Annotated in this window: 20 protein-coding genes; 4 read left to right on the top strand and 16 right to left on the bottom strand. The window is 67.0% G+C overall.

The genetic code is table 11. The features are described 5' to 3' along the window. Positions 1–48: 48 nt before the first annotated feature. Complete coding sequence (locus tag BRAO375_RS26425) at positions 49–1,086, top strand: LysM peptidoglycan-binding domain-containing protein (RefSeq protein ID WP_009030504.1); 1,038 nt, start codon at positions 49–51, stop codon at positions 1,084–1,086. Between the two features lie 12 nt (positions 1,087–1,098). Here BRAO375_RS26425 and BRAO375_RS26420 read toward each other — a convergent pair whose 3' ends face one another. The 6 genes from BRAO375_RS26420 to BRAO375_RS26395 all read right to left on the bottom strand — a co-directional run bounded on the left by BRAO375_RS26420 (position 1,099) and on the right by BRAO375_RS26395 (position 7,357). After that, complete coding sequence (locus BRAO375_RS26420; protein ID WP_009030503.1) at positions 1,099–1,722, bottom strand: methyltransferase family protein; 624 nt, start codon at positions 1,720–1,722, stop codon at positions 1,099–1,101. Between the two features lie 42 nt (positions 1,723–1,764). Beyond that, positions 1,765–2,784: an NAD-dependent epimerase/dehydratase family protein gene (locus BRAO375_RS26415; protein WP_009030502.1), complete on the bottom strand. Its 1,020-nt coding sequence runs from the start codon at positions 2,782–2,784 to the stop codon at positions 1,765–1,767. Beyond that, complete coding sequence (locus BRAO375_RS26410) at positions 2,784–3,335, bottom strand: Mpo1-like protein (protein WP_009030501.1); 552 nt, start codon at positions 3,333–3,335, stop codon at positions 2,784–2,786. The genes BRAO375_RS26415 and BRAO375_RS26410 overlap by 1 nt, the downstream gene beginning before the upstream one ends. Before the next feature lie 235 nt (positions 3,336–3,570). After that, on the bottom strand, positions 3,571–4,236 hold the full coding sequence (locus BRAO375_RS26405; RefSeq protein WP_009030500.1) for an OmpA family protein: 666 nt from the start codon (positions 4,234–4,236) through the stop codon (positions 3,571–3,573). After that, on the bottom strand, positions 4,236–4,652 hold the full coding sequence (locus tag BRAO375_RS26400; protein ID WP_009030499.1) for a hypothetical protein: 417 nt from the start codon (positions 4,650–4,652) through the stop codon (positions 4,236–4,238). Before BRAO375_RS26400 ends, BRAO375_RS26405 begins: the two co-directional genes overlap by 1 nt. A gap of 110 nt (positions 4,653–4,762) precedes the next feature. Further along, complete coding sequence (locus tag BRAO375_RS26395) at positions 4,763–7,357, bottom strand: ATP-dependent helicase (protein ID WP_009030498.1); 2,595 nt, start codon at positions 7,355–7,357, stop codon at positions 4,763–4,765. Positions 7,358–7,639: 282 nt separating this feature from the next. Between BRAO375_RS26395 and BRAO375_RS36565 the strand changes: the two genes are divergently transcribed. Continuing rightward, complete coding sequence (locus tag BRAO375_RS36565; protein WP_009030497.1) at positions 7,640–7,813, top strand: DUF1328 domain-containing protein; 174 nt, start codon at positions 7,640–7,642, stop codon at positions 7,811–7,813. Between the two features lie 224 nt (positions 7,814–8,037). Here BRAO375_RS36565 and BRAO375_RS26385 read toward each other — a convergent pair whose 3' ends face one another. The 5 genes from BRAO375_RS26385 to BRAO375_RS26365 all read right to left on the bottom strand — a co-directional run bounded on the left by BRAO375_RS26385 (position 8,038) and on the right by BRAO375_RS26365 (position 12,710). Continuing rightward, positions 8,038–9,033, bottom strand: a complete 996-nt coding sequence (locus BRAO375_RS26385; RefSeq protein WP_244423302.1) for an OmpA family protein — start codon at positions 9,031–9,033, stop codon at positions 8,038–8,040. A 655-nt stretch (positions 9,034–9,688) separates the two neighbouring features. Then, positions 9,689–10,333, bottom strand: a complete 645-nt coding sequence (locus tag BRAO375_RS26380; protein WP_035642335.1) for a hypothetical protein — start codon at positions 10,331–10,333, stop codon at positions 9,689–9,691. After that, positions 10,330–11,067, bottom strand: coding sequence for an OmpA family protein (locus BRAO375_RS26375; protein ID WP_009030494.1), 738 nt, complete (start codon positions 11,065–11,067; stop codon positions 10,330–10,332). The genes BRAO375_RS26380 and BRAO375_RS26375 overlap by 4 nt, the downstream gene beginning before the upstream one ends. A 1-nt stretch (position 11,068) precedes the next feature. Further along, entirely contained in the window at positions 11,069–11,830 is a 762-nt protein-coding gene (locus BRAO375_RS26370) for an oxygen-binding di-iron domain-containing protein (protein WP_009030493.1), read from the bottom strand. 49 nt (positions 11,831–11,879) lie between these two features. Continuing rightward, positions 11,880–12,710, bottom strand: coding sequence for a roadblock/LC7 domain-containing protein (locus BRAO375_RS26365; RefSeq protein ID WP_009030492.1), 831 nt, complete (start codon positions 12,708–12,710; stop codon positions 11,880–11,882). A 262-nt stretch (positions 12,711–12,972) separates the two neighbouring features. On the opposite strand from BRAO375_RS26365, the gene BRAO375_RS26360 reads away from it, so the two are divergent. Continuing rightward, positions 12,973–14,466 carry an amidase gene (locus tag BRAO375_RS26360; RefSeq protein ID WP_009030491.1) on the top strand — a complete coding sequence of 498 codons (1,494 nt, stop codon included), beginning with the start codon at positions 12,973–12,975 and terminating at the stop codon, positions 14,464–14,466. A 7-nt stretch (positions 14,467–14,473) separates the two neighbouring features. On the opposite strand, the gene BRAO375_RS26355 is transcribed toward BRAO375_RS26360, so the two are convergent. Next, positions 14,474–14,980, bottom strand: a complete 507-nt coding sequence (locus BRAO375_RS26355; protein ID WP_035642332.1) for a thioesterase family protein — start codon at positions 14,978–14,980, stop codon at positions 14,474–14,476. A 72-nt stretch (positions 14,981–15,052) separates the two neighbouring features. Between BRAO375_RS26355 and BRAO375_RS26350 the strand changes: the two genes are divergently transcribed. Beyond that, positions 15,053–16,474 carry an FAD-binding oxidoreductase gene (locus tag BRAO375_RS26350; RefSeq protein WP_009030489.1) on the top strand — a complete coding sequence of 474 codons (1,422 nt, stop codon included), beginning with the start codon at positions 15,053–15,055 and terminating at the stop codon, positions 16,472–16,474. 334 nt (positions 16,475–16,808) lie between these two features. Here the strand turns inward: BRAO375_RS26350 and BRAO375_RS26345 are convergent, their stop codons facing one another. The 4 genes from BRAO375_RS26345 to BRAO375_RS26330 form a co-directional block, all read right to left on the bottom strand. Continuing rightward, on the bottom strand, positions 16,809–17,078 hold the full coding sequence (locus BRAO375_RS26345) for a GCG_CRPN prefix-to-repeats domain-containing protein (protein ID WP_009030488.1): 270 nt from the start codon (positions 17,076–17,078) through the stop codon (positions 16,809–16,811). A 246-nt stretch (positions 17,079–17,324) separates the two neighbouring features. Then, the gene (locus BRAO375_RS26340; protein WP_009030487.1) at positions 17,325–17,555 is read right to left on the bottom strand and encodes a hypothetical protein; all 231 of its coding nucleotides are present in this window, start codon (positions 17,553–17,555) and stop codon (positions 17,325–17,327) included. A 140-nt stretch (positions 17,556–17,695) separates the two neighbouring features. Then, positions 17,696–19,381, bottom strand: a complete 1,686-nt coding sequence (locus BRAO375_RS26335; RefSeq protein ID WP_009030486.1) for a SulP family inorganic anion transporter — start codon at positions 19,379–19,381, stop codon at positions 17,696–17,698. Positions 19,382–19,420: 39 nt separating this feature from the next. After that, positions 19,421–20,133, bottom strand: a 713-nt coding sequence (locus BRAO375_RS26330) for a substrate binding domain-containing protein (protein WP_035642329.1), incomplete at its 5' end; no start/stop codon positions are given.

Raw genomic sequence — 20,133 nt, 5'->3', positions numbered from 1 at the left:
CAGCATGACCCTGTCTGACCCAGGTTTTGAGCTTTCCCGGGAGCGCGAATGACCGGCGTGGCGCGAATCGCGAGCGGCTGGCGGGCAGCCGCCGAGGCAGCAGCCGGACGATGGCTGCCCGCGCTGCTTATCGCCGGGTTCGCCGCGACGGCGTTGCCGCCGATCGCCGGGGCAGGGGCTGCGTCCGCCACCACGCCCAGCAAATCCGCCAAGGCAGCGACCTTGCCGACCCCCGCCGCAATCCGTCCGACGCCGGAGCGGCCACCCGAGCCAGTCCAGACACTGCCGCCGCCCCGGGTCTACCTGTTCCGTGGTGCCCTCGGCCCGCTGTTCTCGACCGGCATGGATCGCCTCGCCGAGAAGATCGAGAAGGCCGGATACTGGGCCAGCGTCTACGAATTCACCCTGTGCGACCTGATCGCCTTGCAGGTGGCCAAGAACTATCGCCAGGACCAGGCGCCGATCGTGCTGATCGGCCACTCGATGGGCGGCCTCTGCAGCGTCCGCATCGCGATCACGCTGCAGGAGCAGAACATTCCGGTCGCGCTCGTCGTCACGGTGGACCCCGCGCATGCGACCAAGAGCGTGCCGCCGAACGTGCAGCGCTTCATCAACCTGTTCCTGTCCGACAACATCCTCGGCGGCGGCGACGTCAAGCCGGAGCCTGGCTTCCGCGGCCATTACGCCAGCTTCGACATGAAGGACCATGACGAGGTCACGCACATCAACATCGACAAGATGGAGGACGTGCACGCCCAGCTCGTCGCCATGATCAGCCAGCTGTCGCAGACGTCAGCCACGGCCGAGGCCGATCCGGTGCCGCTGCGCTATCTGATCCCGCCCAAGACCTCGGTCGAGCTGTGGGACAGCGGCACGGCTGTTGCGGTGCGCCCTGGCGAAACCCTCGACCAGATCGCCGCCGCGTACCGCGTTCCGCTCTGGGCCCTGCAGCAATCCAATCGCGGCCTCGCCACCCAGCCGCTGGTGCCGGGCCAGCGCATCATCCTGCCGCGCCACCTGTTGCCGCAGGCGGCCAACCAGCCGCCGCAACAGGCCTCGGAAGCGCCGGCGCCGCTCCGGCGCTGATCGGCCCGGCCGTCAGCCGGCCGGCAGGAACGGGATGATCATCGGCACGCGCCGGCTGTAGGCGACGTAATCCGGCCCCAGCTCCTGGGCCAGGAATCCCTCTTCCATCTTCGCCTTCCAGGCCATGCCGAGCGAGATCAGGATGGCGCCGAGCACGGCGGTCACCGTCCCCACAGCGATGCCCGTCGCGATCATGCCCAGGATCAGGCCGGTGTAGATCGGATGGCGCACCATGCCGTAGGGGCCGGTGTCGATGACCTTGTGGCCTTCCTTGTGGGTGATCGCATTCGACCAGAACCGACCGAGATGGATGCGCGCCCACCAGGTGAAGGCGATGCCGGCCAGAGTGACGACGGTGAGCAAATAGACGCCGGTCTCGCCGGGGTGCCAGAATGGCCTCTCGCCAAGGAGGCGCGAGGTCCACGGCGTGAACAAGATACCGCCGAGCACGATCAGCGCGTGATAGCGGCTGGTCTTGATGACCGTCACATGCTTGCGGGTCTGCCCGGACCAGAACGAGGCGCCGACCCAGCTGGCGAGCCAGATCAGCCAGATGATGGCGAGCAGGGAGGTGGGCCAGGTGGTGGTCCAGCCGCTGAACGCAACTGACGAGATGGGGCTGGCATCGCCGGACATGTCTGCAAAACCGTTATGGGACGTGGGACCGGCTGCTCTTAGCTATTCGGCCGCGGTGCGAAAAGGGTGTTGTTTCTCGTCGAGCCGCTGCTCGGCACCGAGCAGGAAGTCGATGGTCTCGCGCAGGGTCGGCTCGATCGGGCGGGGGGCGTAGCCGAGCTCCCGCCTGGCCTTGTCGATCGACAGGTCGGAAGCCGAGCGCGCAATCCGCACGCCTTCAGCGGTGCCGGACGGGCAGCGCTTGGTCAGACGATCGGAGATGAACTCCAGCATGCCGGCGGACAGCTCGGCAAAGCCGCCGGGCACCGCGATCGCCACATGCTTGCGGCCGCTGATCGTCGCCATCAGCGCGAGGATACGGCTGAGCCGCAGGCTCTCGCCGCCGAACACGTAGCGGTCGCCGACCTTGCCGCGCTCCATCGCCAGGATCAGGCCGGCGGCGACGTCGCGGACGTCGACCAGATTGACGATGAAGTCGAGATAGAGCTGCACCCGGCTGTCGAGGAAGTGGCGCAGCATCTGCGACGGCGGCGTCAGGTTGCTGTCGTGCGGGCCGATCGGCATCGTCGGCGTGCCCACGACGACGGGGAAGCCGTCCGCCGCGGCCGTCATCGCGCGCGCCTCGGCCAGCGCCTTGGAGCGGGTATAGGCACCCGGCATGGCCTCCGCCGGCGGCGCGGTCGGCGCAGTGGCCGCATTGGTCGAGCCGGGATAGTCGAACAGGATCGATTCCGTCGAGCAGTGCAGGAAGCGGCGCACCTTGCCCGCGCGCGCGGCGGCCAGCACCGTTTCGGTGCCGACGCAGTTGACGCGGTAGAAGTCCTCGCGGTCCGGCATCCACATCCCGGGCAGCCCGGCGAGATGGTAGACCTGATCGACGCCAGTGACCGCCTGCTTCACCAGGCCAACATCGAGCACCGAGCCCTCGAGATACTCCACCTCGGCCATCATGTGGGTCGGGCTGCGGATGTCGAGCACACGCACGTCGGAGCCCCGCGCGACGAGCGCGGAGACGAGATGATGGCCGATGAAGCCGCTGCCGCCGGTGACGAGGACTTTCATTATGGACGTGAGTGCTGATCGCCTTGAACACGGTTCGATGCGAGCCGATCCGGCGACCAGTCAGGCGTGATGAGATCCGCCACCGAAGGCTTGAATCCCAACGCCATGTACAATTTCGCCATCACGAACATCGGCCCGAGAAAAAGATGCGCTGGATGATCCAGCAGAGACGGATTGTTGCGCTCGAAAAACTTGTGGCCGACAGCCTGCGAGATGAGGCCCAGGATCACGAGCGCGGCAAACAGCGCCCACAGGCCCAACCCGTGGACGTGATCGGCAATCATCATGGCCACAGAAAGGAACAACACGGCGAAAGCCAGAATGCCGGCACCGAGTGCGGCATCGAGCAACAGCCAATAGAGCAGCACCGGCAGCGCCAGCACGGCGCCCAGGCTGATCCGGACGCCGAACGCGTCGAAATGCCACAAGCTCAACGGCAGCACCGCGCCCAGGAACAGCAGGATGATCCCGAGCACGTGCATCATCCCATTACGCGGATCGCGATGATATTCGACGTAGTCGATCATCTGGCGTCGGAACATGGCGTTCATCGCTGACTCGCTCGTCAAAGGGTTGGCCACCGCTCAATCGACGGCCGCAAAGACTGGGCTATACCATCAAGCGGCTGCATCGACAAACCGGCAAAAAGAGGCACCGTGCGCAGCCATTCTGCGCAAATTTGACAATGGGTTCCATGAGCGCCCCGTGCAGGGCCAGACGTCGATCTGACTGGCAGTCGTGCCGGAAAGGCTCCGGGTTCATGCGCAGACGCAGATCTCGCCTGCGTCAATTGCGGTGCTTGCGCGGGGCCTGCTTGCTGGGCGCGGGGGCTGCCGCAGGAGACGGAGCCGCAGCTTCCTCGACGGCCTTCGCGACCGTGATGATCTGGATCTGCTGATTGATCGGCGCGGTCGGCTTGGAAGGGTCGAGCAGCTGCTCCTCGCCGAGGCCGATGGATTGCAGCCGTTTGACCGAGATCTTGAAGGTATTTGCCAGGATGTCGCGGATGGCGTCGGCGCGGCGCTGGCTCAGGATGACGTTGGACTCGCGCTTGCCGTTGGCTTCGATGTGACCGACGATCAGGAAGGTGTAGGGCAGCAGATCGGCGTACACCATCGCATCGGCGATGCGCCCGACGGTCTGGTAGGATTCCGGGCGCACGATCGGCGTGTCGACGTCGAACTGGATGTCGACGTTGAAGGTCGGCAGCCTCATCAGCTCCGGCGCGATCGGCGTGCGCTTCTGCGGCGGCGGCTCATTGCGGCTGCGGATCTTCGAGCGCTCCTGGGTCTGCTGCTTGAGCGCGGGCAGGTCGAGCGTGGGCGCCGTCTCGAAGCGGCTGAGCTGGCGCACGATGTCCTCGCGCGTCACCTCCTGCGCGCCTGCCGGCGCGCTTGCGACCAGCAGCGATGCGGCGATCAGCCCCAGCAGCGATGTCGACATGCCTCGCATCAGCGATACCCCGCCTCGCCCAGGGATTGCTGACAGCGCGCGCTGACGCCGTTGGCGGTCAGCAGGCAGGGGATCGACTTGCTGGTCTCCTTGGTCGAGCCGCTGCACAGCTTGACGATCTCACGCTGGCAGGCATTGGCCACGGTGACGCGGGCCGAGATGCGCTTCTGGATCGCCTCGAACGCCTTGAAGTAGGTGGCCTTGCACTGCGCCGAGACGACGTCCTGGTTGCGCGACAGGCATTCCTTGAGGCGGTTGGAGTCGAGATTGACGCCGCGGCAGTTGGCGGTGATGTCGGCGCCGCAGCTCGATGCGATCAGCCCGGCGGAGTCGCCAAAGCTCATCGTCTGCGCCGTCGCAAACGACGGTGCGCACAGCGCGGCCGCAACAATGAGCAGAATGTGTCCCCGGACCATGGCTGCATCTCATACGACGCGAGCTGCCATGGTCAAGGCCTAACAAAGGCGAAGTGTGAAGTTCGATGGCGACGATGCGCGCGGCGGCAGATCCTGCCGTGGCCGTCAGGTCACGCGCGCTGCACGAAGCTGTCGACGACGTGCTTCTCGCCGGCCTTGTCGAAGGCGATGGTCAGCTTGTTGCCGTCCACCTTGATGACGTTGCCATAGCCGAACTTCTGGTGAAAGACGCGGTCGCCGACCGAAAATTCCGACGTGGTGCCGGTGGATTTCGCCACCAGCTCGCCTTCGATGGTCAGCGGCCCGCGCTTGTTGCGACCGAAATTACCGCTGAAGCCGCCGCCGAACGGATCGCGCCCCGAGAATGGCGATTGCTCCTCCTGGAAGCCGCCTTCCGAGCCACCGCGTGCCGCGCCGGGGCGCCGCGCCTGCGCGCGCTGCCAGCCCGGCGTCGAATAGCTCGATCCGAACGACTCGACATTGTCGAACCGCGACGGGCCATAGCCGCCGGCGCCGCCCCAGCCCGAGCCGCCCTTGGATTCGGTGATCTCGACGCTCGCCGCCGGCAGCTCGTCGAGAAAGCGCGACGGGATGGTCGTGGTCCAGGTGCCGTGGATGCGGCGGTTGGTGGCGAAGTAGATCTTGGCGCGCCGGCGGGCACGGGTCAGGCCGACATGGGCAAGACGGCGCTCCTCCTCCAGCCCGGCGCGGCCCTGCTCGTCGAGGGTGCGCTGGCTCGGGAATAGCCCTTCCTCCCAGCCCGGCAGGAACACATTGTCGAACTCCAGGCCCTTGGCGGAATGCAGCGTCATCAGCGACACCGCCTCTTCGTCAGCCGCACCCTCGCGGTCCATCACCAGCGAGATGTGCTCGAGGAAGCCGTGCAGGTTCTCGAACTCCTCCATCGAGCGGACGAGCTCTTTCAGATTGTCCAGGCGGCCGGCCGCGTCGGCCGAGCGGTCCTTCTGCCACATCTCGGTGTAGCCGCTCTCGTCGAGCACGATCTCGGCGAGCTCGGTGTGCGGCGTCACCTCGCGCTGGGCGCGCCAGCGCTCGAACTGCAGGATCAGCCCGCGCAGCGATCCCCGCGCCTTCGGCTTCAGCTCGTCGGTCTCGACCACCGCCCGCGCCGCCTCGAACAGCGGGATGCGGCGCTTGCGCGCGTGATCGTGCAGCAACTGCACGGTGGCGTCGCCCAGCCCGCGCTTCGGCACATTGACGATGCGCTCGAAGGCAAGGTCGTCGGCCGGCGAGTTGATGACGCGCAGATAAGCCAGCGCGTCGCGGATCTCGGCGCGCTCGTAGAAGCGCGGGCCGCCGATGACGCGATAGGGCAGGCCGAGCGTGACGAAGCGGTCCTCGAATTCGCGCATCTGGTAGGACGCGCGCACCAGGATCGCGACGTCGTTGAGATGCTCGCCCTTGCGCTGCAGCTCCTCGATCTCCTCGCCGATGCCGCGGGCTTCCTCTTCCGAATCCCAGGCGCCGGTCACCGTGACCTTCTCGCCCTCGACGTCCTCGGTGTGCAGCGTCTTGCCGAGCCGACCCTCGTTGTGCGTGATCAGATGCGAGGCGGCCGCGAGGATGTGCCCGGTCGAGCGGTAGTTGCGCTCGAGGCGGATGACCTTGGCGCCCGGAAAATCGTGCTCGAAGCGCAGGATGTTGTCGACCTCGGCGCCGCGCCAGCCATAGATCGACTGATCGTCGTCACCGACGCAGCAGATGTTCTTGGGCGGAGCAATCTGCGCGGATTCGTCATTCCGGGGCGCACCGTCAGGTGCGAACCCGGAATCTCGCAGTTGGTTGTCCTCAGCTCGAGATTCCGGGTTCGGCTCTTCGAGCCGCCCCGGAATGACGGAGGAGGGCGTGACGGTACGCGAAGACGACGGCGCCTGCGACAGCAGCCGCAGCCACAGATATTGCGCGACGTTGGTGTCCTGATACTCGTCGACCAGGATGAACTTGAAGCGGCTCTGATATTGCCGCAGCACGTCCGGGTTTTCACGAAAGAGCCGGATGTTCTCGAGCAGCAGGTCGCCGAAATCGGCCGCGTTGAGGATCTTCAGCCGCTCCTGATAGCTCGCATAGAGCTTGCCGCCCTTGCCGTTGGCGAACACGGCAGCCTCGCCGGAGGGCACCTGCGATGGCGCCAAGCCGCGATTCTTCCAGCCGTCGATCAAATTGGCGAGCATGCGGGCCGGCCAGCGCTTGTCGTCGATGTTCTCGGCCTGCAAGAGCTGCTTGAGCAGCCGGATCTGGTCGTCGACATCGAGCACGGTGAAGTTGGATTTCAGCTGCACCAGCTCGGCATGGCTGCGCAGGATGCGGCCGGCGATCGCGTGGAAGGTGCCGAGCCACGGCATGCCTTCGACCGCCTGGCCGAGCATCTCGGCGAGCCGCGTCTTCATCTCGCGCGCGGCCTTGTTGGTGAAGGTCACCGACAGGATCTCGCCGGGCCGCGCCCGGCCCATGCTGAGGATGTGCGCGATGCGTGTGGTCAGCACGCGGGTCTTGCCGGTGCCCGCGCCGGCCAGCACCAGCACCGGACCATCGAGCGTCTCGACCGCGTCGCGCTGCTCGGGATTGAGACCTGCAAGATAGCGCGCGCCGCCGCTCGCCGCGGCGCGGGCGCGCGCGGCGATGCCGCCCGCAACGGGCTGGTGGTCAGGCGCAGGAATACGGCTCACGCGATTGGGCTCGGTCATCAGCGAATCAGTCTCGTCCCTCTGACGGCATCATATGACGACATCAAGGGGTCTGCAGGAAGGAGCCCTCATAGCAGGGATTGACGGTGATATGGGGCCGCCCGGCGCGTTTTACAGCCCTAAATCGGGGCAGCCGGGCCGAGATGGCTAGGTTTGTTCCGTCGAATCGCGAATTTTTACCCGCGCGCGGCCCCGGAACCTTTGTTCCCGGCCTTGATTGTCCTGGCAACGGCGCAAGCTTCGCGTCGCTTTGAACCGCAATCGAGAGACAGAGGTCGTGTCATGTTAGGCTGGGTCGTTACCTTCCTGGTTATCGCATTGATCGCCGGCATTCTCGGCTTCGGCGGCGTCGCCGGTGCCTCCATCGAGATCGCCAAGATCATCTTCTTCATCGCCATCGTGCTGTTCCTGGTGTCGGCTGTCGTGGGCCTCGCCCGCGGCCGATCCCGCGTGTAGTCGGCCTCATCTCCTGACAATGAGGTCGGCGAAGGGCGCAGTGCCTCGCAAGAGGGGCTGCGCCCTTTGCGCGTCTGGAGCAGGTCGGGCCGGCGCGAGGGGAATCTCGGCGAGCGCAGATCGACGGGAGGTCCGGACGAAGGGGAGAATCCGATTGCGTCCGTTGGGGGCGCGACTTCGATTCTTGGAAGTGCCGTCCGTTTGCGCAGGCGAATCGATTTGGATCAGCTCGAACAGTTGATGATCCTGAGTTCGACACGACGGTCCAGTGCATCGCTCGGATCGTCGCGGCCGGTTCCGACGATCATTTCGCGAGACCCGCGACCGCTGGCGATCAGTCGGCCCTCGAGGCTCCTGTCCTGGGCCAGGATCTGATCCTTGACATAAGCGGCGCGCAGGACGGACAGCCGGTCATTCACGCCGGAATATCCTGTCGCGCTGGTATGACCAGCCACTTCGAGGCAGACATGATTGGCGGCGGTTCGTTGCGCGATCTTGCCGATCCAGGCCTGATAGGGCGCCCGCGCCTCTGGATCGGCGTATAGCAACGTCGAGCCCGGCTTGAACAGAAACTTGATCGCGAGCCGATCGCTGTTCTTCAGCCCGAAATCGAGCAGCCGGTCGAAGGCCTGCATGGCGAGTTGCGTGCGGCCGAGCTTGAGGGCCGACAGGTAGATTCCACTGTAGATGCGCAGCTGCTCGCCACCGTCCATTCGCAGCGCGGACTGATAGAGCTCGAGCGCGACCTTGTAGCGGCCGGCATTGTAGGCCTCGATTCCCTCGTTGACCTGAGCCGAGGCGAGGATGTGATTGGTATAGATCTGGTCGACGGCGTCGCCCGGCTTGGCGCCCTGGCAGCTTTTCACATAGGCCTCGGTGGCCGGGTCCTTGGTATGGACCGGGCTATCCTTGAAGAAAGGGACCGGTGTCGGATCGATGTCGTCGGGCAGCGCGCGCGCGACGCCCTTCGAGACGACCGTGTTACTGTTCAGGTCGGCGATCGCAAGGCAGATCCGGTAGGCGTCGCGGGGGCCCGTGGGCAAGCCGTCGTTATTGATCGGAGTGAGGGTGCCGATCAGGACCAGCGGCTTTCGTAACAGCGAGGCCACCGTGAACGGCAGGGTGCGGATCCGGGGGTAGTTCGCCGCGATGAGCGCGGTGATGCGTTGCTGCTCCAGCAACGTTGCCGTCGATTGCACCCGGGTGACGCCGTCGATCAACGGGTCGATCACCAGTTCGAGCTGGCCCTGCGCAGCGTCGTCCTTGAACTTGGACAGCAGGTCACCGGCCGCCTTCGACAGCGCCGTGTCGAGCGGCACGGGCGTTGGAGGAGGCGCGATCGCTGCCAACGGCGGCGTTGCCTGTGCCGACGGCGAGATCTCCAGCGCCCGGATCGCCGGAGCCGGACACGCGACGATCAGCCAGCAAAGTGCGAGCCCGATCGGGCCCTTGCGAAAAAACACAACGTGCTCTCGTCAGAAGACAGATGCCAACCCGTGGAATGATTGAGCAATTTCTTGTCGAAAGCAGGTCGTTCAACCGGGGTTGGTGGAATTTTCAGATTGCACGAATTTGCGCTCAGCGGGGGATCGGTCCCAGACTCGCCACACCTTCGCTGGATTTCGAATGCTCCACAGGCGTCGCATTGGTCGCTCCTGGATCGCCTGATCCTGTTGGACCCATGACGATCTCTGCGGCTGCGCATTGCGCCGGCGATCGCACTTCGTCGCCTCAATCATGGCGGTCGGCTCTGGGGCGCGTATGGAGACGCCGCCCAGGTGTCGTACGATATTTGCTGAAAGTGTGGCCTGGGCAGGGTCCGAGAATCGTTTGCCGCGTGAGGATGCTCGGCCGGCGCGCAGCTGCATTCCCAGGTCAGGCCGGCGCGGTCAGCGCGACCTGCACTTTCGACAGCGCAGGATCGAGCGCGACGGAGGCGAGCCGCGGATCGTTGGACAGCGCGGTCAGTGTGAGCGTCTGATCCTGGACGCGGAAGATCCGGCACAGCGTCGTCGCCTCCGACACATCGCGCAGCATGACGGACAAGGGCGCGACGCCGTGCTCGCCACTGACCTTTTCGGCGACCAGCGACAGCCGCGTCGCCGCCGCGGCGAGCCGCTCGGTGTGACGGCCGGAAGTATTGGCCGCCAGCGGCAGGCCTTCCTCGTTCGTCAACAGCACAGTCTCGAACCGGCCGACTTCGGCGATCCGGTCGAGCAGCGGCACCAGCTCGCGTCGCCGGCCCGGCCGGCTCGCGAGCTGCGCGAGATCGAGCGAGATGCGCTCGCGCTCGACCAGGGGCGCCAGCACGTCCTGGATGGCGCTGCGCAGGCTGGTCTCGCGCTCGGTCGCGTCGTGGCTCGTCTGCTCCTGCAGCTGATCGAGGCTCGCGGCCTGCAACTGCACCTGTCGCCGCAACTGATCGCGCGCCAGCGTGCCCTGGCGCGCGCCGAACAGATAGCCTGCCGTGAGCAGGAGAATGGCGGCGCCGAGGCCGCTCACGATGGCATAGATGGTCATGGTCGCTTCACTGCCGTGAGTTGATCGCAATCGTCGACGCCGGCGATCCGCAGCAGCGCCTTGCGGTCATTGGCGACCGCGTCGGCATCGCCATGCGCGGCACCGGCGCCGGCGGCGCGCACCGCAATCTGCTGGGGCGGGATGCCGTCCTTCTTCAGCAGCTCCGCAACCGCCTTGGCGCGCGAATAGCTGAGCAGCACGTTGAGATCCTCGCTGCCGCTCGCATCGGCATGTCCCTCGACGAGCAGCGTGGCATCGGCGTGCCGTGACAGCGCCTTCGGCAGGATCGCCAGCGCGCGCTTGATGTCGGCCGGATTCGGGCGCGTGCTGCCGCGCTCGAATGCGATGGTCAGCGGCGCGAAGCATTCGGTGGACGCCTTTGCGGCGCGCTGAGGCTCGGAGCGGACTGCTGCGGGAACGGCGGGCGGGGCAGGAGGCTCGATCGGGATGGCCGCGGGCGGCGGCATCGGAGGAGCGAGGATCTGAGCCGGGAGAGGCACCGGCGTCTCCGGCGGCTTCGGCGCGGGAGCGGCAACGATCGGCTGCGGCACCGCGATCGCGGCCGTCGCCTGCGGCGCAGCCGGTGCCTGCAGCCAGAGCGCGGCCGACATCATTGCGACCAGCGTCCCCGCGACGGCGAAGGCCGCCGCGAGCCAGGCCGGTGCATCCTCGCCGGCCACGGCGCAGGCGTCGGCGGGCGGATGGAGTGCGGCACTGGGGGAGGGCGCCAGCATGTCAGCCCGCCGGCACCTTGAACATCGGCGTGATCAGGTCGATGCCGCATTCGAGGCCCGCGCACCACTCGATGAACTGGCGCGACATCGCCGCGTCCGGAAACAGCGCGCCATGTTGTGGCGCGATGATCTCGATGTCGAGCGGCCGCACCATCTGCGCCCACGCCTTCATCACGCGATTGGACACCATGTAGCGGCGGTGGAAGCCCTCCATGAAGCGGATATGCGCCCTGAAGTCGCGCGTGACCGTGTAGTCGACGCCGATCGAGGCGCCGAGATCGCCGCTGTAGAGGATCTTCGAGTGGGGATCGTAGAGCTGGAAATTGCCTTCGCTGTGCAGGAAATGCGCGGGCAGCGCGTAGAGCTTGCAGCCGGCGAGATCGAACACCATGCCTTCGTCGGGGATCGGCTTCAGCCGGTCGGCGACGATGTGGTCGAAGCCGAAATGCGGCACGAACCGCGTCCACAGCGCGGAGATGTAGGCATCGGCATCGGTGGTCATCAGCCAGCCGTTGATGGCCGCGACGATGTCGGGATCCTGATGCGACAGGAACAGATATTTCAGCCGTCCGCCCGAGAGCTCGCTGAAGGTCTCGCCCAGCACCTTGGAGTAGACCTTGTGGCCGCCGGGATCGAGCAGCATGCCCACCCGGTCGTGGATGATCAGATGCTGGTTCGCCTGCACGGCGAGATCGCCGGCGCTGAAATCCTCCAGCAGGATGTTCTTGTGGACGCCGTCATCATAGAGGACGGTATTGGCCATTTACGCACCTCCCGCCGGCGCAGCGCGCCGGCCTAACTATACGACTGTGCTACAGCACCTTCTGCAGCGACCGGACGGCCTCGCGCATGTCGAAGAAGGTCAGGCCCAGCTTGCTATTCTCGTTGGTCAGCGCGAGCAGCAGCGCGCCGCGGCCGGCGCTGACCAGCACCGCGTAGCCAGATTCGCCGCGGATGATGACCTCCTGCAGATGGCTGCGGCCGAGCTCCATGGCGGCGCGGCCGCCGAGCGACAGCAAGGTCGCGGTCATGCCGGCGACCCGCGTCTCCTCCATGTCGGCGGCGAGCACGCTCGCGATCATCAGCCCGTCCTCCGAGATCAGCGCGCAGGCCTCGACCCCGAAGGAGTCGCTCTGCAGCTTGCGCAGGACGCGGTTGATTTCATCGAGTCGTGACATCGGCTTCTCCTCGACGGCGCGCGGGGCAAATCGGGAATGAAACTGGGCTTGAGCCATGGCGGGATCCTGGGCTTCATCGTGAGGTGTCGAAACGGCAATGGTCGGATGATCGGCATCGGCAAAGGAATGGAGCGGAGCGTCGGGCGCCAGCGGCGTCTCTGGCTCGGCGTCGTCGTCCGGGCTCGTCAGCGCGCGCGTTTCGATCGTGTCCACGGCGTCGTCGAGCGCGCGCTGCTCGGCCTTGATGCGCGATCGCGAGACCGGCGGATCCATCGCCTCCAACTGGCTGACCAGCGCCTGGCGCGCTGACTGATAGACCTCGGCGCGGCGTTCGGCGCTGGAATCCGGCAGGTTCTCCATCGCCCGCGACAGCAGGATGAAGTAATCGGCTGTCGTCACGGGGACCGCCGTCCCATCCTCGTGGGGTCCGTGCGCTCTGCTCAGCAGGCTTGCGAGCCGTCCCATCGCTTTCTCGTCTACTCAACGCAACTAACAGTGCGTAAGGTTAGGTCGACGCAATGGACGCCACGAATGATCTGAATCAAATTAACTAAATATGTGACGCATGGGCGTAGTCCGGCCACCGTTCGCGCCGGTTTGCGCCATGATGTTGCCGTCTCTGTGGCCGCCGCGCCGCGGTGTCGTCGCGTTCGTTGCGACTGCGCCGCTGTTGCAGCCAGAATCAGCTACGATCACGGCGGCCGTTTGCGGCCGCGGGGAGGGGAATGTGAACGTCCAGGACTATCTGCAGCGCGACGCGGTCGCGCTGGCCGAGGCCGTGCGCTCCGGCGAGACGACCGCTGCCGAGCTGCTCCAGCTCGCGTTGCAGCAGAGCGAGCGCGCCCAGCCGCGCACCAACGCCATCTGCACGATGATGGAGCGCGAGGCGCGGGCGCAGCTGGCCAGGCCCGCGACCGGTCCCTTCACCGGCGTACCGTTCCTCATCAAGGACTGCGCGCAGGACTATGCCGGCCTGCCGACCGCCTATGGCAGCAAGGCGCTGTCGGGCCGCGTGGCGAGCGAGCATGCCGCTGTCGTTCGCCGCTACCTCGCGGCCGGCCTCGTGATCTTCGGCAAGACCAATCTGCCGGAGCTCGCGCTCAAGGGCGTCTCCGACTCCCAGGCCTTCGGGCGTGTCAGCAATCCCTGGAACGCAGCGCACACGCCGGGCGGCTCCAGCGGCGGCGCTGCGGCCGCGGTGGCCTCGGGCGTGGTGCCGATGGCCGCCGGCAATGACGGCGGCGGCTCGATCCGCATTCCCGCCGCCTGCTGCGGCCTGTTCGGCCTGAAGCCGTCGCGCGGACTGGTGTCGTCAGGGCCGGGCTTCGGCGAATACTGGTTTGGCGCCTCCTGCGAGGGCGTGCTCTCCCGCAGCGTCCGCGACACGGCGCTGGCGCTCGACGTCGTCTGCGGTGCCGAGCCCGGCGATCCCTTTCTCGTCGCCGAGCCGGGCGTGGTGTTCGCGAATGCGGTCACGCGCGATCCGCCGCGGCTGCGCATCGGTGTGACCACCGCATCGCCGATCGGCACCGAGGTGCATGCGGAGGCGAAGCTTGCCGTCGAGAGCGCGGTGAAGCTGCTGCAGGGGCTCGGGCATGAGGTCGAGGAGGCTGCGCCCGACATCGACGGCGCCGATCTCGCGACCTCGTTCCTGCACATTTATTTCGGCCAGGTCGCCGCGTTCATGGCCGACGCCCGCGCTGCCGGCGCCAAGCGAGAAGAGTTCGAGCTGCTGACACGGGTGCTGTCGACGCTTGGCGGCGCGATCTCGGCGGGCGCGCTGACCACGCAGCTGCTCAAATGGAACGTATTCGCCCGCGCGCTGGCCCGTTTCCATGCGCGCTACGACATGCTGCTGACGCCAACGCTCGCGCATCCGCCGATCCGCCACGGCCAAGGCGATCCCTCGGCGGCCGAGCAGACCTTGCTCGACATGCTCGACCGCGTCGGCCTGCTCGGTCTGCTGGCGCGCTGGGGCGCGCTCGACGGCATGATCGGCAAGATCGCCCGCGACAGCCTGCAATATGTCCCGTTCACGCAGCTCGCCAACCTCACGGGAACGCCGGCGATGAGCGTGCCGCTGCACTGGACCGCCGACGGCCTGCCGCTCGGCGTCCAATTCGTTGGCCGGCTCGGCGACGAGGCCCGGCTGCTGCAGCTCGCCCGCCAGCTCGAGCAGGCGCAGCCCTGGTTCGCGCGCCTGCCGGAGTGGGTGGGGTAGGCCTGAGCTAGCGTTTCGGCATGCCGATGGCCCGGCCGAGGCCGTCGGGCTGTGGCAGCGCCGCATGGGCTTGCAGCGTCAGGCCGATGTTGGCCTGGATGTCCGGCGGAAACGGCGCCACCTTGCGCTTGGTCATGTCGATATGGACCGACATGTTCTCGGAGGTCGCGGAGATCCAGCCTTCCTCGGCGTGGCGCAGCTCCTCGAAGGTGTGCAGCCGCTTCTCGTCGGCGGCGATCAGCCAGACCGCGATCTGCACGGGATCGCCGAGATGGATCTCGCGCAGATAGCGCACGTGGCATTCGGCGGTGAAGGTCGAGCCCTGGCGCTCCTTCATGTAGGCCGGGCCGATGCCGAGCTCGGCCCACATCTGGTCGATCGCGCGGTCGAACATCACGTTGTAATAGGCCATGTTGAGATGGCCGTTGTAGTCGATCCATTGCGGCTCGATCTGCATGATTGATGACAGGAACGGTCCGTCTGCGCTTTGGGTGGGCACTGCATTATCGCTCATCGGCTCTTCCGTTTGCTCCCTTGACCCCTGTTGCGTCCTTTGCCACGGTCCGCCCAACTTTCGGAGGAAGCTGTGGCGACGACGATCCCTCATCACGACCTGAAGCGGCCCGCGCCGGAGGCGCTGAAAAGCGCGCTCGACGCGCTCGCGGCCCGCTTCGGCAACAAGCTCATCACCTCGCAGGCCGTGCGCGAGCAGCATGGCCATACCACGACCTGGCTGCCGACGCAGCCGCCGGATGGCGTCGTGCTGGCGCAGGAGACCGCCGACATCCAGGACGTCGTCCGCATCTGTGCTGCCCGCGGCGTGCCGATCATTCCGTTCGGCACCGGCACCTCGCTGGAGGGCCAGGTCAACGCGCCCGCCGGCGGCATCTGCATCGACATGCGCGACATGAACAAGGTGCTGGAGGTGCATGCCGAGGACCTCGATTGCGTCATCCAGCCCGGCATCACCCGCAAGACGCTGAACGAATATCTGCGCGACCAAGGCCTGTTCTTCCCGATCGATCCCGGCGCCGATGCCTCGCTCGGCGGCATGGCCTCGACGCGCGCCTCCGGCACCAACGCGGTGCGCTATGGCACCATCCGCGAGAACGTGCTGGCGCTGAAGGTGGTGCGCGGCGACGGCGAGATCATCAAGACCGGCACGCGCGCCAAGAAGTCCGCCGCCGGCTATGACCTCACGCATCTGTTCATCGGCGCCGAGGGTACGCTCGGCATCATCTGCGAGATGACCATCCGCCTGCGCGGCATCCCGGAGACGATCGCCGCCGCGTCGTGCTCATTCGAGACCGTGCGCGGCGCCTGCCAGGCGACGATCCTCGCGATCCAGACCGGCATCCCCATGGCGCGCATCGAGCTGCTCAACGCCGCGCAGGTCAAGGCCTGCAACGCCTATTCCAAGCTGACCCTGCCGGAGACGCCGCTGCTGCTGTTGGAGTTCCACGGCAGCGAGACCGAGGTCGCCGAGCAGTCGCGGAACTTCGCCGAGATCGCCAGGGAGTGCGGCGGCGGCGACTTCGCCTGGACCACCAAGCCCGAGGATCGCACCAAGCTATGGCAGGCGCGTCATGATGCCTATTGGTCGGTCAAGGCGATCCGGCCCGGCGTCGGCGTCGTCGCCACCGACGTCTGCGTGCCGATCTCGCGTCTGGCCGATTGCGTCGGCGAGACCGAGGAGGACCTCGCGCGGCTCAAGCTGACCTCGCCGATCGTCGGCCATGTCGGCGACGGCAATTTCCACTGCTCGCTGATGTGCGACGTCGACGACGCCGACGAGATGGCGCGCGGCGAGGACTTCATGCACCGCCTCGTCGAGCGCGCCCAGGCGATGGGCGGCACCTGCACCGGCGAGCACGGCATCGGCCAGGGCAAGCAGAAGTACCTCAAGTCGGAGCTCGGCCAGGAAGCGCTCGACGCGATGCGCGCGGTGAAGCAGGCGCTCGATCCGCAGAACATCTTCAACCCCGGCAAGATCATCCCGGCGAGCTGATCGCGGTCCCCGGAAGCCGAGCCGTCGCCGCGCCGGCAGTGCGCTCCCTCTCCCCGTTCTTGCGGGGAGAGGGTCGGGGCAGCCGCACGGGTGGTGCTGCAGGAGAATTCAGTTCACTCTCACTGATAACGTCATCCGGATGAACGACTATCAAGATTCGTCATTCGCATCGCCCGTGTCGCTGCCCCTCACCCCAGCCCTCTCCCCGTGAAGAACGGGGAGAGGGAGCGGACCGCCCCGCGTAGCGACAGCTCCGAGCTGACCTCGTCAGCAAGGCTTCAATAAAAACACCGCCGCATCCGGGACGCGGCGGTGTGGTTAGTTCGCCTTCGGATCAGCGGCAGACGCGACGGGGGCCCCAGGGGGTCGGGCGGACCCAGCAGGTGCGCGGGCCGTAGCCGTAGCCATAGCCATAATAGGCGCGTGGGGCGGGGCGGCAGCGGCCCCAGCGATCGGGGAACCAGCCCGGACCGCAGCCGCCGGCGACGCGCTCGACATTGCTGTCCGGAGCTGCCGGCTGAGCCGGCAGCGTGAAGGCCTGCGCGGCCGACGCGCCCACCATGACGGTCGCGGCGAGCAGGGCGGAGGTGAACAGATTGCGCATTGCGGTGCGGTCCTCTCGTTGGTTTCGAATCAGTGCAGTCGTTAGACGTCGTCGGACAGGATTTGGTTTCGCAGTTTTTTCGACGTCGCGAAACCTGTACCTAATACCATAGCAAGATCGCGGTGCCGATCATACGCTGCAGCTCTGCTCATCATCTGGCGCATCGCTGCAGTGGCGTCACGACTTGGCTCTTCTACGACATGCCTGCTGCAGGGAACATGAACGGCGGCAGATTGCGACGCGGCATCATTTGCCGCTCTGCTGCGCCTTCGCCTCCTTCAGCGCGCTCCTGCAGCCGTCCGACAACTTATCGAGCTTCTCGATCATGCACTGCTTGATGCGGCCCCCGCCCGGCATGATGCCGGCGCAGAGCGTGCGCACCTCGTCGCCGCAGGCCTGGCGCACGGCTTTCGTGTCCTGGGCCTGTGCGCTGACGATCGGGCCGATCAAGAACAGCAAAGGAAGCAGCTTGCGCATGAACGATGATCCTTGTCGCGGGCCGCGGCCGATCGGCCGGGCGATGAAGGGAGGACTTCTCGCCGCCGAACTTTGCCGGGATGTGTCATGCCGCGCTGCACTTCGTAACGATTTGTATCAGCGCGCCGATCGCGTTCAGCTCAAGCCGCCCTGAGCGCTCGCAGCGCGAAATCCACGCTGCGGAAGACGCGGTCGCGCGGCAGCACGTCGTAAAGGCCGAAGCGCTCGAAAGCCGCCTGGGCCCGCAGCGATTCCAGGCGCGCCACGGCGAACACGATGCCGTCCTCGTTGCATTGCCTGATCACCGCGTGCAGCGCCTGCGCCGCCGTGAAATCGATCTCGACCATCGCGCTGGCCTCGAGCACGAGCAGCCGCGGCTGGCGGCTCTGCAGGAGGTGCTGGAGATCGGCGCGGAACGTCGCTGCGTTGAGGAAGCTCAGCGGCGCCTGGAAGCCGACCACGACGATGTCCGACAGCTCCTCGCCGCGGATGTTCGGATGCGCCGGCCACCAGATCGTGGTGTCCGGCACGCGCTCGAACGTGATCAGATGCGCGCGCGTCGTACTCCAGATTCCGTGCAGCAGCGACAGCGCAATGCCGAGCGCGACGCCCTGCTCGATCGGCAGCACGACGATGGCCGCAGCCGTGGCGATGATCAGCAGGAATTCGCCCTTGGAGGCGCGATACACCTCGACGATCTGCGTCACGCGGATGATGCGCAACGCGACGAACAGCAGCACGCCGCCAAGGGCCGCTTCCGGCACATGCGCCAGCAGCCGCGCGCCGAACAGCACGAGCAGCAGCACGATGGCCGCGGCCAAGAGGCCTGCGATCTGCGAGCGGCCGCCGGTCTCGACCACGATGCCGGTGCGCGGCGGGCTTGCATTCACCGGAAAGGTGCCGAACAGGCCGGCCAGCAGGCTGCCGGCGCCGGCGCCGAGAAAGTCGCGGTCGATGTCGGGCGGCCGATCCGGCTCGGGCGGGAACGACCGCGTCGTCGCCGCGGTCTGCATGATCACGACGACGGCGATCAGGAACGCCAGCGGCACCAGCTTCACCCATTGCTCCGGTCCGATCAGCGGCACGGCGGGCATCGGCACGGCGCCGGAGATGGCGCCGATCACGGGCACGCCGCGCGCATCGAGGTGGGCCGCCATCACGAACAGCGTCGCGGCGACCAGGGCGATCAGCGCGCCGGGAATGCGGGCGCTGATCCGCTCGCAGATCGTGACGGTGGCGAGCACGCCGAAGCCGATGACCAGCGTGTAGCCGTTCGTCTTGCCGAGTTCGCCGGCCATGGCCGCGATCCGTGCCAATGTCGGCCCGCTCGGCGAGGGCAGGCCGAGCACGCTGGGCAGCTGCGACACGATGATGTGCACCGAGATGCCGGCGAGGAAGCCGACCGTGACCGGCACCGACAGGAGATTGGCGATGCCGCCAAGACGGAAGCCGCCCGCCAGCACCAGCATCACGCCGACCAGCAGTGCCAGCGCCGCAGCGAGGCTGCCATATTCAGGCGTTCCGCTGGCCGCGAGCAGCGCCAGCCCGCCGGCAAAAATCGGCGTGATCGTCGAATCGGCGCCGCAGGACAGGAAGCGGTTGGCGCCGAACAGCGCGAAGCCGAGCGAGCCCGCGATGAAGGCGAAGAACCCGGTCTCCGGCGTGAAGCCGCCGAGCTTGGCGGTCGCCATCTGCTCGGGGATCGCGATCGCGGCGAGTGTCAGCCCGGCGGCCAGATCGGCGGGCAGGGCGTTGAGCCGCCAGCCCTGCAAGGAGCGCAGCATCGGCCAATGATGGTTGGCGTCGTGGTGCGTCTGCTCAGTCATGTCGATGTCTCCGTGCGCGTGTCGCAGCCGATCGTCCGATCACGCGAGGTCACGATCCCAGGGCGGCTCCGGCGCGAACGCCGCCGCGAGGTAGTCGATGAAGGCGCGCACTTTGGCCGAGGGCGTACGGTCCGGCAGGTACACGGCGTGCACCGCCAGCAGGTCCGAGGGCGGCACGTCCAGCCGCACCGCCACCAGGCGGCCGGCGCGCAGCTCGTCGCCGACGATGAAGGTCGGCTGGTAGATCAAGCCTTGCCCGGCGAGCGCCGCGGCGAGCAGCGCGTCGCCATTGTTGGCGCGCAGATTGCCGTTGACGGTCACATCGACGGCGGCCTTGGCGCCCATGCGCCAGCGCGACGGTCCGGCGGCGGCGAGCGTATAGCCGAGGCAATTGTGCTCGGCGAGATCGGCCGTCGTGCGCGGCGTGCCATGCGCGGCGAGATACGACGGCGCGGCGCAGATCATCATCCGGCATGGCGCCAGCCGCCGCGCGACGAGCGTCGAGTCCTTGAGCGTGCCGATTCGGATCGCGAGATCCCAGCCCTCCTCGATCAGGTCCACAAGCCGGTCGTTGAGGCCGAGCTCGATGCTGACGCCGGGGTAGAGCGCCGCGAAGCCGGCGAGCAGCGGCGCGATCTGGCGCGTGCCGAACGCGAGCGGAACGTTGAGGCGGAGCAGGCCACGCGGCTCGACGCGGTCGGCAGCGATCGCGCTCTCGGCGGCCTCGAAATCGCCGAGCACGCGCTCGGCGA

It is taken from the genome of Bradyrhizobium sp. ORS 375 (assembly GCF_000239775.1).
In the GTDB taxonomy this organism is placed as follows: Bacteria; Pseudomonadota; Alphaproteobacteria; order Rhizobiales; family Xanthobacteraceae; genus Bradyrhizobium.
This window is presented reverse-complemented; position numbering and strand designations above follow the sequence as displayed.

Excerpts from the sequence above, each read along its gene's own strand:
- BRAO375_RS26340 (WP_009030487.1), bottom strand. The coding sequence starts at position 17,555 with ATGCGCAAGCTGCTTCCTTTGCTGTTCTTGATCGGCCCGATCGTCAGC.
- BRAO375_RS26425 (WP_009030504.1), top strand. The coding sequence starts at position 49 with ATGACCGGCGTGGCGCGAATCGCGAGCGGCTGGCGGGCAGCCGCCGAG.
- BRAO375_RS26410 (WP_009030501.1), bottom strand. The coding sequence starts at position 3,335 with ATGAACGCCATGTTCCGACGCCAGATGATCGACTACGTCGAATATCAT.
- BRAO375_RS26400 (WP_009030499.1), bottom strand. The coding sequence starts at position 4,652 with ATGGTCCGGGGACACATTCTGCTCATTGTTGCGGCCGCGCTGTGCGCA.
- BRAO375_RS26420 (WP_009030503.1), bottom strand. The coding sequence starts at position 1,722 with ATGTCCGGCGATGCCAGCCCCATCTCGTCAGTTGCGTTCAGCGGCTGG.
- BRAO375_RS26365 (WP_009030492.1), bottom strand. The coding sequence starts at position 12,710 with ATGGGACGGCTCGCAAGCCTGCTGAGCAGAGCGCACGGACCCCACGAG.
- BRAO375_RS26415 (WP_009030502.1), bottom strand. The coding sequence starts at position 2,784 with ATGAAAGTCCTCGTCACCGGCGGCAGCGGCTTCATCGGCCATCATCTC.
- BRAO375_RS36565 (WP_009030497.1), top strand. The coding sequence starts at position 7,640 with ATGTTAGGCTGGGTCGTTACCTTCCTGGTTATCGCATTGATCGCCGGC.
- BRAO375_RS26345 (WP_009030488.1), bottom strand. The coding sequence starts at position 17,078 with ATGCGCAATCTGTTCACCTCCGCCCTGCTCGCCGCGACCGTCATGGTG.
- BRAO375_RS26355 (WP_035642332.1), bottom strand. The coding sequence starts at position 14,980 with ATGAGCGATAATGCAGTGCCCACCCAAAGCGCAGACGGACCGTTCCTG.
- BRAO375_RS26395 (WP_009030498.1), bottom strand. The coding sequence starts at position 7,357 with ATGACCGAGCCCAATCGCGTGAGCCGTATTCCTGCGCCTGACCACCAG.
- BRAO375_RS26370 (WP_009030493.1), bottom strand. The coding sequence starts at position 11,830 with ATGGCCAATACCGTCCTCTATGATGACGGCGTCCACAAGAACATCCTG.
- BRAO375_RS26335 (WP_009030486.1), bottom strand. The coding sequence starts at position 19,381 with ATGACTGAGCAGACGCACCACGACGCCAACCATCATTGGCCGATGCTG.
- BRAO375_RS26380 (WP_035642335.1), bottom strand. The coding sequence starts at position 10,333 with ATGACCATCTATGCCATCGTGAGCGGCCTCGGCGCCGCCATTCTCCTG.
- BRAO375_RS26405 (WP_009030500.1), bottom strand. The coding sequence starts at position 4,236 with ATGCGAGGCATGTCGACATCGCTGCTGGGGCTGATCGCCGCATCGCTG.
- BRAO375_RS26375 (WP_009030494.1), bottom strand. The coding sequence starts at position 11,067 with ATGCTGGCGCCCTCCCCCAGTGCCGCACTCCATCCGCCCGCCGACGCC.